The sequence below is a fragment of the Bifidobacterium sp. H6bp9 genome, assembly GCF_032193695.1.
GTDB lineage: Bacteria > Actinomycetota > Actinomycetes > Actinomycetales > Bifidobacteriaceae > Bombiscardovia > Bombiscardovia kimbladii.
The window spans coordinates 620,681-634,560 of sequence record NZ_JASTZY010000001.1; the positions used below are offsets into that span (position 1 = coordinate 620,681).

At 60.9% G+C, this 13,880-nt stretch carries 10 protein-coding genes; 1 reads left to right on the forward strand and 9 read right to left on the reverse strand.

Annotated features, from left to right (window positions below; genetic code table 11):
* Positions 1-16: 16 nt before the first annotated feature.
* Positions 17-1,369 carry a DNA recombination protein RmuC gene (rmuC, locus tag QRX40_RS02600; RefSeq protein WP_313836077.1) on the reverse strand — a complete coding sequence of 451 codons (1,353 nt, stop codon included), beginning with the start codon at positions 1,367-1,369 and terminating at the stop codon, positions 17-19.
* A 174-nt stretch (positions 1,370-1,543) separates the two neighbouring features.
* Between rmuC and QRX40_RS02605 the strand changes: the two genes are divergently transcribed.
* Positions 1,544-3,607 (forward strand): hypothetical protein, encoded by a 2,064-nt coding sequence (locus tag QRX40_RS02605; RefSeq protein WP_313836078.1) that lies wholly within the window; start codon positions 1,544-1,546, stop codon positions 3,605-3,607.
* Positions 3,608-3,681: 74 nt separating this feature from the next.
* Here QRX40_RS02605 and clpB read toward each other — a convergent pair whose 3' ends face one another.
* The 8 genes from clpB to QRX40_RS02645 form a co-directional block, all read right to left on the reverse strand.
* Positions 3,682-6,465, reverse strand: a complete 2,784-nt coding sequence (clpB, locus tag QRX40_RS02610) for an ATP-dependent chaperone ClpB (RefSeq protein WP_313836080.1) — start codon at positions 6,463-6,465, stop codon at positions 3,682-3,684.
* Positions 6,466-6,626: 161 nt separating this feature from the next.
* Positions 6,627-7,442, reverse strand: coding sequence for a fumarylacetoacetate hydrolase family protein (locus QRX40_RS02615; protein ID WP_313836082.1), 816 nt, complete (start codon positions 7,440-7,442; stop codon positions 6,627-6,629).
* Between the two features lie 66 nt (positions 7,443-7,508).
* Complete coding sequence (locus tag QRX40_RS02620) at positions 7,509-8,327, reverse strand: YggS family pyridoxal phosphate-dependent enzyme (RefSeq protein WP_313836083.1); 819 nt, start codon at positions 8,325-8,327, stop codon at positions 7,509-7,511.
* Positions 8,328-8,458: 131 nt separating this feature from the next.
* On the reverse strand, positions 8,459-9,502 hold the full coding sequence (gluQRS, locus tag QRX40_RS02625) for a tRNA glutamyl-Q(34) synthetase GluQRS (RefSeq protein ID WP_313836085.1): 1,044 nt from the start codon (positions 9,500-9,502) through the stop codon (positions 8,459-8,461).
* Positions 9,503-9,592: 90 nt separating this feature from the next.
* Positions 9,593-10,939, reverse strand: a complete 1,347-nt coding sequence (locus QRX40_RS02630) for an amidohydrolase family protein (RefSeq protein ID WP_313836086.1) — start codon at positions 10,937-10,939, stop codon at positions 9,593-9,595.
* A 253-nt stretch (positions 10,940-11,192) separates the two neighbouring features.
* The gene (locus QRX40_RS02635) at positions 11,193-11,924 is read right to left on the reverse strand and encodes a GntR family transcriptional regulator (RefSeq protein ID WP_313836088.1); all 732 of its coding nucleotides are present in this window, start codon (positions 11,922-11,924) and stop codon (positions 11,193-11,195) included.
* Positions 11,925-12,166: 242 nt separating this feature from the next.
* A complete protein-coding gene (locus QRX40_RS02640; RefSeq protein WP_313836090.1) occupies positions 12,167-13,573 on the reverse strand; it encodes a PTS ascorbate transporter subunit IIC in 1,407 nt (468 codons plus the stop codon).
* Complete coding sequence (locus tag QRX40_RS02645) at positions 13,570-13,875, reverse strand: PTS sugar transporter subunit IIB (protein WP_313836091.1); 306 nt, start codon at positions 13,873-13,875, stop codon at positions 13,570-13,572. The genes QRX40_RS02640 and QRX40_RS02645 overlap by 4 nt, the downstream gene beginning before the upstream one ends.
* Positions 13,876-13,880: the final 5 nt, after the last annotated feature.

Consider the following 13,880-nt stretch of genomic DNA (forward strand, 5'->3'; position numbering starts at 1 on the left):
GGCCCCTAAGCGGCACTCACTGCCCTTGGTCGGAAAGAACCTCGGGGGCAGTCAGCTCCCTGATGTTGCCCTTGTCCGAATCGATCATGTCGACCGAATCGATGACCTTGGAGGGATCCATCTGCTGCAGCTTGCGGGCAGTGACCAGAACCCGCGACTCCAAGGAGGAGGCGAACTTGTTGTAGGCGGTCACCGTGGCAGTGATGGAGCGCCCCAATTTGTTGGCACGATCGCCCAGAACCACAAAGCGGTCATAGAGCTCGTGGGTGAGCGTGAAGAGGGTGCGGGCGTCCTCGGACAGGTTCTGCTGCTGCCAGGCGTAGGCCACCGACTTGAGCACAGCCCAGAGGGTCACCGGCGAGGTCAGGGCCACCTTTTGGGCAAAGGCGTCGTCCATCAGCGTGGGATCCACCTCCAGGGCGGCCTGCAGAAGGGAATCGTTGGGGATGAAGGCCACCACGAAGTCCGGGGCCGTTTCGAAGGCGTTCCAGTACTCCTTGTCAGCCAGGGTCTTGACGTGCTCTCGCAGGGCCCGGGCATGCGCCTTGAGCAGTTCGTCCCGGCGGCGCAGCTCGTCATCCGAAGCGGTGTCGGGGATCTCGCAGGCCCGCTGGTAGTCGGAATAGGGGGCCTTGGCATCAATGGGAATGGTCTTGCCGCCGGGCAGGTGGACCACCATGTCGGGACGCAGAACACGTCCATCCGAGGCGGTGACCACCACCTGGGTGTCAAAGTCCACATGCTCCAAGAGCCCTGCAGACTCGACGATATTCCTGAGCTGAGCCTCGCCCCAAGCGCCGCGCACCTTGTTGTTGCGCAGGGCCGAAGCCAGGGAGCTGGTCTCCTTGTCCAGCCTCCCCTGCTGCTCGCCCAGACTCTTCAGCTGCTGTCCCAGGGAGCCCATCTCCTGCTTGCGGCCCTCCTCGATCTGGGCCACCTTGTGCTGGAGGGCGTCCAGGTTCTTCTGTACAGGAGCCAGGGCCGAGAGCACCTTGCTCTGCTCCTCCAGATTCTGAGCCTGCCTGCGCCGTTTCTCCTCCTCCTGCGCCTGGGCACGGCGGCGCTCCTGCTCGATTCTGATCTGCTCGGCCTGCTGGGCCTGGGCCAGCTGGGATTTGACGAAGGAAAGCTCTCGGTTCAGGCCATCCACCTTGGTCCGCGCCTCCACCAACGCCGCCTCGGATCCATGGAGCCGGTCCTGGGCCTGATCCAGCTGCGAGCGCAGCTCATCCACCTGGCTATCAGACCCCATGCCGACGGCCCTGCGGCCCTGGGTGCGACCCAGCGCATACCCGGCCAACCCCCCCAGGACCATACCGATCAGCAGGAGAAGCACCACCATGACCACTGATGACGTAGAATCGAACATATGTTCTAGTTAACCCCCAACGCTGGACCCCAGGGCCCCCAGCCCGGCAGGCTGCCGACGGTAGTTCGAAAATTCGTTTTTTCCGCAAGGAATCGGCCTTGAGACCAGTGCCAGGCCCCGATGACGGGCAGAATAGAGAATATCAAGGGGTTGGAGCAAGACCGAAGGAGATCCGTGGGTATCGATATCTTCCTGGCGATAGCCGATCTGGTCGTGGCCTGTGCGGTCACCTGGCTGATCATCTGGTACTTCCTTATGCCGTCGGCTCATGTCCATGACCAGGATGCAGGCACGGGTTCCCCAGCCAACCGTGCCTGGCGCGATCCCGAGGATTGGGGCAGGTGGGGGGCCGATCTGGACTCCCGCGGTCAACGTCTGATCAGGCCGACCATCGTCAGCGCCCTGCTGACCGCGCCCGTCCTGGTTCTGGATCTGTTCGATCGTTTCGGCCCCGATTTGCTACCCTCTTGGCTGACCAGCCCCTGGGTGCAGGCTATTCTGATAACCCCAGTCTTCTTCTACTGCGGCCGTGGAATACTCACGGACGGCTGGAAGGCCATGACCGAGCACCGCTGCAGCCCCGACCTCCTGGCCATGCTGGCCACAAGCCTGGCCTACCTGTACAGCCTGGTCACCTGCCTGGCCGGATCCCAGCTGCCGGAGGGCTCCCGATCCCCCTACTTCGATCTGATCGGCGTGGTCATCACCCTCCTCTTGCTGGCTCGGGTCATCGGCACCAGAATGGAAGCCTCCTTGGTGGCCTCCTTGAACCACCTGACGGAGATACGGCCAGCCTCAGGCCTGGTAGCCGATCCAGAACATCCGCAGACAGTCCCCGCCCAGATCCTTGCACGCGACCGGATCCGCCCAGGCGATCTGCTCCTGGTACGCACAGGTGAACGGCCAGCTGCTGACGGAGTTGTGGAATCAGGGTCGGCCCTGGTGGACGACAGCGAGCTGACAGGCGGCGACAGACCCCGGCCATGCGGACCTGGCGACCGGATCCTGGCCTCCAGCAAAATTCTGGAGGGCCGACTGTCCATCCGCGTTGACGCCGTCGGCGACAACACCTACGCAGCCAGGCTCGCAAAGATCATTCCCCAGGCCCTGGTCGAGCGATCCCCCGACATGCGCAGGATGGATCGGATCGTCCACACAGCCATCGCCATGATCATGATCCTGGCAGTCTGGGCCTTCATGCTCTGGCTCATGCTGGGTCCGCAGCCCCACCTGGCCCACGCTGTAGGCAATGCCGTCTGCGTACTGACCATCGCCTGCCCTGCCGTCGCAGCCATGACCATCCCCATGGCCTTCCGAACCAGCCTGGAGACGGGCCTGTCCCACGGACTGCTCTTCACCTCGCCACGAGCCATGAACCGTCTGGGCCGGGTGCGGACCCTGATCCTGGACGACTCCTCTCTGCTGGATCCCGATGACTCGGAGGGCCAAGGAGTGCATACGGAATCCCTGACCCGAACCGCCACCCATCTACGCGCCCTGCGGGTAAGCAGCCTGATCCTGGACGGGAGCCGCCAGCCGGACGACAGGATCGAGCGTGCAGCCCGTCAGGCGGGCGTGGATATGTTGATCACCCAGTTGACCCCCGAGCGCAAACGCGAGTGCATGGATAGGCTCAACCACGACCTGACCCGGACCAGCAGGGGGGTTCCGGCGGATCGGACTGGTCAAAACGCCACCTCCACCCGGGAACGGGGCCGAACAAGCCTAGTGGCTTTGGCAGCTGCTACAACCGCTGATCATGAGCTGACAGACAAGGCCCGAGTAAGCATCGCTCTGGGTCCCCAACTTCAAGCAGATGCGGAGGGTACAGACCCGATGCAACCGGATCTAATCCTGCACCAGGACGACCTGGACGGAACCGGCAGGGCCATAGAACTGAGCCGGGCCACCACCCAGGTCATCAGGCAGAACCTGATCTGGTCCACTGTCTATAACATCATCGCCCTGGTCGTTGCCACCGGAATTTGCCAGCCTTTCCTTGGCTGGATGCTCAACCCCATGATCGCGGCAGCAGCAGGGGCCCTGTCCACCATTCTGGCCATGCTCAACATTCGTCGTCTACACCGGCTGCGGCACCTGCGCCGTCGCTGGCTACACCTCGCCCTGATCGACACGGACCAACTTCCGACAGTCGCGGCACGACGCCCCCAGGTCATCGTCGACAGCCAGTGGGAGTCCATGCAAGAGGGCAAGGATCCGGCGGCCGCTCTGCACTGAATCCATAGAGCACAGTCTGTAATACAGAAAGGTCGGCACCCGGGATTATCCCCGTGTGCCGACCCTAATTGATCTCAGCGGGACTGGGCCTCATCCTGATCGTCGCCACGAGCGGCATGACGGCCACGGCCACCATCGCGTCCGCCATCGCCGGCATCAGCATCGGCATCGCCATCAGCCGTCACATCGTCGACCGTGACCGAGTCATCGACCAGATTCTCGGTGGGCCAGGCAGTCAGCTCCAGGTGGTCGCCACCGGTCTGGTCCACCAGAACCGTGTCGCCGTCGTGGACCTTGCCGGCCAGCAGCATCCTGGCCAGCTGATCGCCAACCTCGGTTTGCACCAGCCGACGCAGGGGACGAGCGCCGAAGGCCGGGTCATAGCCCATGTTGGCCAGCCACTCCCGGGCGGAGTCGGTGACATCCAGGGTGATGCGCCGATCAGTCAGCCGCTGGGCCACCTGCTTGACCTGAATGTCCACGATGGAACCCAGCTCGTCGCGGGTCAGCGGGTGGAAGATGACCAGGTCGTCCAGCCGGTTGATGAACTCGGGCTTGAAGTTGGCGTGTACGGCATCCATGACGGCCTTGCGCTTGCCCTCCTCGTCCAGGTCGTCCCGGACCAGGAACTGCGAGCCCAGGTTTGAGGTCATGATCAGGATGGTGTTCTTGAAGTCCACCGTCCTACCTTGGCCATCGGTCAGCCTGCCGTCGTCCAGAACCTGCAGGAGCAGGTCGAAGACCTCGGGGTTGGCCTTCTCCACCTCGTCGAAAAGGACCACCGAGTAGGGCCGCCTGCGCACGGCCTCGGTCAGCTGACCACCCTCCTCATAGCCCACGTAGCCGGGGGCAGCGCCGATCAGACGAGAGACCGAGGCCTTCTCCATGTACTCTGACATGTCGATGCGGACCATGGCCTTCTCGTCGTCGAAGAGGAAGTCGGCCAGAGCCTTGGCCAGCTCCGTCTTGCCCACGCCGGTGGGGCCCAGGAACATGAAGGATCCGGTGGGCCTGTCAGGGTCGGCGATGCCGGCACGCGAGCGCCGGACCGCGTCGGATACCGCATGGATGGCCTCCTGCTGGCCGACCACCCGCTTGCCCAGGTAGTCCTCCATATGCAGGAGTTTCTCGTTCTCGCCCTCCATGAGCCGTCCTACGGGAATCCCAGTCCAGTCAGAGACGATCTCAGCCACGGAATCCGCATCAACATGGTCGGGAACCATGGGCTCCTGGGCTGGGCCCCCGGCGATGTCAGCTCCGTCGGGACCAGCATCATTGGCGGCGTTCTTGGCCTGCTCGGCCGCGTTCTCCGCCTGGGCCAGCTGCTTGCGAATGCCGGGGATCTCTCCATAGAGGATGCGGGAAGCCTTCTCCAGGTCGCCCTCACGGGTGGCCTTGTCAGCTTCGACCCTCTTGGCATCCAGCTGGGCGCGCAGGTCGCCGACCTTGTTATGGCCAGCCTTCTCATTCTCCCAACGGGCCTTGAGACCCCCCAGCTTCTCACGGGAGTCCGCCAGCTCGGCCTGCAGCTTGCTCAGGCGGTCCTTGGAGGCAGGGTCATCGGCCTTTTTCAGCTGCATCTCCTCCATCTCCAGACGGGTGACGCGGCGTTGAAGCTCATCAATCTCCTCAGGCTGGGAGTCCAGCTCCATCCTCAGGTGGGCAGCGGCCTCGTCAACCAGATCGATGGCCTTATCGGGCAGCTGACGACCAGAGATGTACCGGTTGGACAGCGTAGCTGCCGCCACCAGGGCATCATCCCCGATGGTCACCTTGTGGTGGGCCTCGTAACGCTGCTTGAGGCCACGCAGGATGGCCACGGTGTCCTCCACGGAGGGCTCGCCCACGAAGACCTGCTGGAAGCGGCGCTCCAGAGCCGGGTCCTTCTCGATGTTCTCACGGTACTCGTCCAGGGTGGTGGCGCCGATCAGGCGCAGTTCACCCCTGGCCAGCATGGGCTTGAGCATGTTGCCTGCGTCCATGGATCCTTCGGCCGCACCAGCTCCGACTATGGTGTGGATCTCGTCGATGAAGGTGATGACCTGACCGTTGGCGCTCTTGATCTCATTGAGGACTGCCTTGAGGCGCTCCTCAAATTCGCCGCGGTACTTGCTGCCAGCCACCATGGAGCTCAGATCCAGGGAGATCAGCCTCTTGCCCTGCAGGGTGGTGGGTACGTCGCCGGCCACGATGCGCTCGGCCAGACCCTCGACCACAGCGGTCTTGCCCACACCGGGCTCGCCGATAAGGACCGGGTTGTTCTTGGTCCGCCGGGACAGGATCTGCATGACACGACGAATCTCCTGGTCCCTGCCGATGACCGGGTCCAGCTTGCCCTCCTTGGCCTGGGCGGTCAGATCGGTGGAGTACTTCTCCAGGGCCTTGTAGGTACCCTCGGCATCCGGGCTGGTCACCTTGGCGCCGCCGCGCACCTGGGGCACGGCCTTGCGCAGGGTATCGGCCTGCAGACCGTTCCGATTCAGAATATCGGCGGCCTGCGAGGGACCCTGGGCTATGGCGATGAGCAGGTGCTCGGTGGAGACGTACTCATCCCCCATGGCCTGCATTTCCTTCTCAGCCTGGGCCAGGGCCATGCTGAGCTGACGGCTGGCATCGGGCTGCGAGGCCGTGGATCCGCTGGCTGACGGCAGAGCCACCAGGGCCTGACGGACCTCTGCTCCGACTCGTTGGCTGTCACCACCAGCGGCCTGGATCAGTCCAGGCACCACTCCGGACTGCTGACGCAGCAGAGAGTCCAACAGATGGAGCACATCCACCTGGGGGTTGCCGGCCGCCGAGGCCGACTGGATAGCATCGCCTATGGCCTGCTGGGCCATGGTGGTGAAGTTTTCGTTCATAGAGCATCCTCCAACATTCTTCGGCGGGGGCTGCCGAAACACTCGACCAGACCCCGTCACGGGTTCATCTGTCTTCTACAACAGCAGAAGGAGGACACCTATTCCCAAACTTGAGCCCATTCGACTCAAGTTTTTGCCTTGCTTGTTTCTCCTCTTATTCGTTACTCGTCTATGACCACATTGCGCAGGTAGCCGATTCCCTCCACCTGGACCGTGGCCTCGTCGCGGTTTTTCAACGAACCTGTGGCGTTAGGGGTACCGGTCATGATGACATCGCCGGGCAACAGGGTGGCGAAGCTGGAGATGAAGGCGATCTGCTCAGGAATGGAGTGGATCAGGTTCGCGGTGGTGCCGCTGGCCTCGGGCACCTCTTCCCCGTTGAGCTTGAAGGAGATCTTCGCATCCCGATAGTCCAGGTCGGTCTCGATCCAAGGCCCAAGGGGGCAGGCGGTGTCAAAGCCCTTGCAGCGTGTCCACATAGGATCATTCTTCTGCAGGTCGCGCAGGGTCACATCGTTGACGCATGTGTAGCCCAGCACATAGTCCATGGCCTCATTGGCGCTCACTTTCCGTGCCATCCTGCCCATGACGACGGCCACCTCGGGCTCGTAATTCATGTCCTTGCTGTAGGAGGGCTTAACGATGGGGTCGTCAGGGCCAATGACCGAGGTGGAGGGCTTCATGAAGAGCATGAGCTTCTCCGGTGGTACCGGGTTCGAGGACTGGCCATGCTCGGCCATGTAGGCGGCGTGGGCGCGGTAGTTCTTGGCTGCCCCGTAAATCTTGGAAGGGATGACCGGAGCCAGTAGCCGCACATCCTCGTCGTCCAATGGGTAACGCTGGCCGGTGGGTTCGACCTGCTGGCCGGTCAGGGGGTAGCCGCTCAGCTCGACCAGGTAGTCCTTGCCGTCCTGCTTGTCAGTTTGGACGAAGGCGTATCGTGGGGTGTCCTTGTAGGAAAAACGCGCGATTCTCATAGGGCACAGTCTAGCCCCAGGCCGGGCCTCTTGACAGGTTCGGGTCCTGAAACAGAGAGCTGCCGGTCAGATAAAAGCCCGAGGGCCGAAGATGGCTGTGCCTACACGGACCTCGGTCGACCCCTCGGCCACCGCATACTCCATGTCTCCGGTCATGCCCATGGACAGCATGGTGCAGGTGTCCGTGCCCGGCTCCCCTGAATCCCTGATGCGGTCTCGCAGGCCGCGGAGATGGGCGAATCCGCTCCTGATGACGGCCTCATCATCCACATGGGCGCCGACGGTCATCAGACCCTTGAGCCTAATCCCCTCCATACTGGCCAGCTCATAGGCCAGATCCAGGGCCTGGTCGGGAGCGCAGCCCGACTTGGCCTGCTCGCCGGACTCGTTGACCTCCAGGAGGATGCCCACAGTTCTGCCCGCCGCCAGTGCCCGCGTTGCCAGCTTTCGAGCCAGCGAGGGCCCGTCGACCGACTCGACCGTGTCGACATATGGCAGGATCTTATTGATCTTGTTGGATTGGAGCTGCCCAATGAGGCGGAAGCCCACGCTGGCGCTTGATGAATCACTGTCTGCAGCGTCGGTGCCAAGGACCAGTCCCCTGTCCCGACAGAGCTCCAGCAAACCCTGGGCCTTGGCGGTGACCTCCTGAGGACGGTTCTCGCCGATCCGACGCACCCCGGCATCAATGGCTGCCATGATCTCGCCCACATCGCGGGTCTTGGTAGCCGCCAGCAGAGTCACCGAGCCTTCTTTTCGGCCGGCGGAGTCCTCCGCTTTGGCGATCCTGTCAGCCACACGCTTGACCCCATCCGTGATCTGCACCGCCCGTTCCCGGCTGATCTGCCGATTGCCCAGATCCTTGTGGTCCATATAGGCGACCATGACCCGCTACCTCCTTAAAATCCGGAAGCCTTGACTGAGGCCATGGTAGCCAGTGGCTCATACCGGCAAGCTCACAAGCCCGGGAGAAAGCTGATGCCAGAAACGAGCAAGGAAATTCAAAATCGAAGAGCTCACAGATCCGGCCTTACTTCAGAAACGTTCAGTTTGCTCAGGTCAAGATGCCGGTCCTTGCGGTCAGCGGCCAGCGTGTTCCACGTGAAACCATCCAGCAGCTCCCGCGCACTTGCAGGTCTGGGACAGTCCAAGATTCCCAGGAGCCAGCCGCAGATCCCCAGCACCTGCTTGGCCGTCCATCCGTCTCTCCTAAGCAACCCCAGGTCCGGCGATCCGAAGCGTTTGGACATTCTCCTGCCGTCTACGCCATCGATCAGCGGCAAATGGGCATACTGAACACGAGGAGCCTGCGGCTGCAGGTGGTACCTGATCCACATCTGGATGGCTGTGGACCTGAGCAGGTCCCTTCCTCGCACAATCTGATTGACCCCCATGGCCAGGTCATCCACCGTCACCGCCAGCTGGTAGGAAACCAAGCCGTCCGAACGTCTGACGACTACATCGCCGACCTGCCTGGACAAATTGAAGGACTGCGGGCCAAAGATCAGATCGTCGAAGCAACAGATGGCATCCGACTCGTCGGGCTGATCAGGGACTGCGATTCGGAGGCTGTGCCGCTGCCCTTGAGCCAGCCTTTCACTGGCCACCTGGGGGGAAAGTCCTCGGCAGGTACCCGGATAGACAATGAACCCGTCGCCTTCATTCGGCGCCGATGCCGCGCGGATGTCGGCACGGGAGCAGAAGCAGGGGTAAATCAGGGACTGCCCGCCAATTAATTGCGACGATTCCAGTAATTTCAATGCCTGATGGTAAGCATCGGCGCGCTGGGACTGGTAGACCACCTCGCCATCCCAGTCCAATCCCAGCCAGGCCAGGTCATCCATGATCCAACGGTCAGCGTCCTTGACGACCCTCGGCGTATCTATGTCTTCAATGCGAAGCCGCAGTACCCCGCCAGACCCTTGCGACCTGACACCCAGCCAGGCCGCCAGACATGCATAGATATTGCCCAGATGCATCCGCCCAGTCGGCGAAGGCGCCAACCTTCCTACGACCTTGGCCTGACCGGCCTGGCCCACTCTCGGTTCACTCTTTTGCATACCGACATGCTTGCATACCATCCGGTCATCGGGAAACCATCAGGCAGCCAAACTACTACTTGCTCCTGAATGGTCGCGCAAGGCAAATGCTCAGAAGCTGTCGAGCAGGCGATCGATTTCCTCGAAGTGCTTGACCTTAGGACGCCAGACCGGCTTGCCACGAACGATGACCAGCTTGGGATCAGCCAGTGTCCGCACATTCTTGGCAGGGTCCTCGTCAAGGACGATCAGATCCGCATCCTTGCCCGTATCGACCGAGCCAGTGACATTGTCGAAGCCCAGGTTTCGGGCATTGACCTGGGTGGCGGCGTGGAAGGCCTGCGCCGGAGTGAAGTCAGCGTACCGCACAAGATAGTCGAGTTCCCGCCAAGTGCTGTACTGGGGTACGAAGGTCATGCCGGTGTCGGTCCCGACGCCGACGGCAATGCCGTTCTCGTGAGCCTGCTTGGCGCTCTTGACCATGCCGTCAACGACCAGTTCGGAGTTGCCGCGTACTATGTCGCTGATTCCCAGCTCCTGCTGTTTGATCTTGACCAGCGGCAGTCCAGCGGACAGTGTGGGGTCCAGGGCCGAGAAACCACGAAGCGAGCGCGGATTGTCAAGGAAGAGCCCAATCATCTCGTCATCCAGAGCACTGCCGTGTTCTATGGTATCCACGCCTGCCTTGAGAGCGGCCTTGACCCCCTCGGGGCTTTGAGCGTGTGCTGCGACGAGCACGCCAAACTCATGGGCTTCATCGCATACAGCGGCCATTTCCTCCTCGGTCATCTGCGGGCTGCCGGCCTCGCCAAGCTTAGTGGCATCGGTGACGCCACCGGTCGCAGCCACCTTGATGGCATTGACGCCATGATCCAGGTTCTCCCGGGTCCGACGCCTGGCTTCTTCGGGAGAGGAGCAGGACAGGGCGATGAAGGGATCACCGTGCCCTCCTGGAATCGCCAGGAGCGGACCGGCAGCCAACATGCGCGGGCCGGTCAGCTCGTCGGCATCAATCTTGTCACGCAGACGAACCGCCTCATAGCCCACATCACCCAGGGTACGGATGGTCGTCACTCCAGAATTCAGCAGAGTGGAAACGTTGCCTTTGATCCTGGCATCCATAAGGACTTTGCCGGCAGGGCTGTGCACCACTTTCAAAGCAGCGTCGACCACGCGCGGCGACAGATCCGTACCGCCAGACAGGGGTTTGCCGTCGGCAAAAAGATGGGTATGGGCATTGATGAGTCCAGGCGCCACAAACTTGCCCGTAGCGTTGATCCGGTGATATCCGGAAGGCACGTAGGCCAGCGGGGTCGGGCAGACCTGCTCTATCCGGCCGTCCGCGGACACCAGAACAGACATATCCTTCTGGACCGTGCCTTGCTCATCTCCGGTCGCGATACTGGCATGCTCGAGCACAAACGGCTCGCGCTCTTTCCTGCCTTGAAGACGCCCCATGGTCGCACCTGCCTTCCCATCTCCGATACACTCATTGCGAGGAATCGGGCATATATGGTCAATCATATCCATGGCAGGACGACCCATTCAAGCACGACAAACACGACACACAGACAGTGGATCCCATTCAGGCGCACCCTGCCACGGGAACTAGACCGCAATTCCCGAACACCGCCATGAAGGACTGTCCAGGGGCGGGAAACAATCACAGTCATCGCCAGAGGCCACCACCGACCTTCCTGAGCAAGGAATATTACCTGGAGTCCGGCACGCCGTTGATGACGAACTCTATTTCGGAATATGCAGGCGGTTGGAGAGCCACGCCGAATGCCACCACTGAGCCGAATCCGTCGAAGACGGTGGAGTCCATAGCCAGCACGGGCCGACCCTTGTCCACATGAAAGTACCCGGCAATCCGCGAATCGACATTCTCGATGCGGACCACGACCTCATTCCTGGCGAGCCTGACGTCGTATCGTCCTTCGATGAAATCATAGAGGGATCCGTCGGAGAAATCATGCTCGAGTATCTCCGGAAACTGTGCATCCGGCAGGTAAGTGCAGACATATTGCTGTAGGTTGCCATTGACATAGCGCAGCCGCTCCAGCTCGATCAGGTCCGCTTCAGCCTCCAGACCCAGCTTTGATGCAATATCGGCTTTCTTGACAATCCTGTTGCCCAGCACTCGGGTCTTGACCGTTCTGCCCAGGTCATGCTGCTGACGCCAGAAGCCTCTGATGCGGCCGTTGATCACCTCGCGGGAGGAAGCGGGCGACTTCAGCTTGAAGGTCCCCTTGCCCTGGCTACGAACGATCAGCCCCTCACGGATCAGATCTTCTATGGCATGGCGAACCGTGATCCGACTGACCTTGTACCGTGCGCAAAGTTGGGACTCAGTAGGCAGCTGCGCCCCATCCTTCATCCGCTTGATGCTTCCGCGCAAATGGTCTCGCACGGACACATACTTGGGAATTCCATCTACCATTGCAGAACCGACCCCCCACCCGACTTCATCGCATTCATGAATTGCAATCCTGCCACCGTGCCAACCGGGGATTGTCATCCTCAACAATATCGTACAAGCTCCGTGTTTTCGCGCTACAGCAAACTGCAATAGAACATCCAGCTACTGCGGAGGGGCCATGGTATCGATTCCGTAAAGCTCGTCGAATACCATGGTCCTTCATCGCCCTCGCTGCCGACTTCAGGCAGGATCAGGTTTCAGACTCAGGCAGTGGCCTTGGCCTTGTCAGCCACATCAGCCGCGGCCGAAATGGCCTTCTTGCGCTTGTTCATGAAGTAGGAAACCACATAGACCAGGACCAGCACGACAATGATTCCCACAATCATGGCAATCTGCCCGCCTGCCTTATCGAGATACCCCAGGAAAAGACCGGCAACGCCGAAATCAGGACCGGAATACGTTGCGGCTCCCTTGCCCAAGGAGCCTAGCACCGGCAAGAGCAGGTAGGGCAGGAAGGTGATGGCCAGTCCGTTGACAAAGGAACCGAGAACGGCTCCACGTCGCCCGCCCGCGCCGTTACCGATCACGCCTGTGGCGCCGCCGGTCATGAAGTGGGACACGACGCCGGGGATGATGACGGTCGTACCGGCCAAAGCCAAAATGGCCATGCCTACGATGCCGCCGACGAAGCTGGACAGGAACCCAATCAGAACGGCGTTGGGAGCAAAGGTGAAGGTGACGGGAACGTCCAAGGCAGGCTTGGCGTTCTTGACCAGGTGCTCGCTGATGCCCTTGAAGGCAGGAACGATCTCACCCAAGACCACGCGAACACCCGCCAGGATGATATAGACGCCGGCTGAGAAAGTGGCTGCCTGAATGATCACATAGACGATAAAGTTCTGTCCGCTGCTGAGCTTGCTCTCAATATAAGCAGAACCTGCGAAGAGTGCCACAATCACATAGATCACGGCCATAGACAGGGCCACGATGACCGTGGTATCGCGCAGGAAGCCCAGATTCTTGGGAAAGTTGATCTCCTCAGTCGATTTGGATGGATGCTTCTTGCTGCGGGTGAGCGTTGCTACCAGACCACCCAGGGCGATGCCCGAGCCACCAGTGTGCCCCAGGGCCACATCATCGGTGCCAGTGACCTTTTTCATGAAGGGCTGCACAATTGCAGGGGAAAGAGTCACGACCAGCCCTTGGGCGATGGATCCCCAGAGCAAAGTCTGCCAGGTGGGGAATCCGGCTGTGACGAAAATGACGGTTATCATCGTGGCCATATAGAAGGCTACGTGGCCCGACAAATACACATATTTGAAATATGAAGTAGCCGAAAGCAGGATGTTGACAATCATCCCGAAGAAGAAGATCAGAGCAGCGATAGAGCCGTATTTGACCAGGACCGTGCCAACGATGGCCTCATTGTTGGGGACGACGCCCTGAACATGGAAGGCATGCTGGAACATATCCCCAAAGGGGGTCAGTGCGTTGGTTACCACGCCTGCGCCTGCGGTCAGAACCAGAAAGCCTACGAATGTCCTGACAGTCCCCTTCATGACGTCCGTAGCAGACTTGCGCTGCAGGGCCAGACCGATCAGGGAGATCAGCGCGACGATGACGGCAGGCTGTCGGAAAATGTCCAAAAGAACTTTTAATGCACCGTTCATGCCTTCTGCCCCTCTTCATGGACATCAACACCGTGACGCTTCAGAGCCTCGGCCAGCTTTTCTTTGATCTCATTCATATCGATCAGGCTGTTCAGAACAACTACGTCGCCCAGATCCTTGGCAGCATCAGCGATGTCACGCCCGACAAAAATAACATCGGCATCGCCCTTGTTGACAGAGCCCAAATCGCTATGGTCGGTCTCGACACCGGTTACGCCAAGTTCTTTCAAGGCCTTGTCGATGTTGAGCTGAGTGATGAAGCTCGAACCCAGTCCAGTGCTGCAAACCGTCAGAACCTTCATATTGA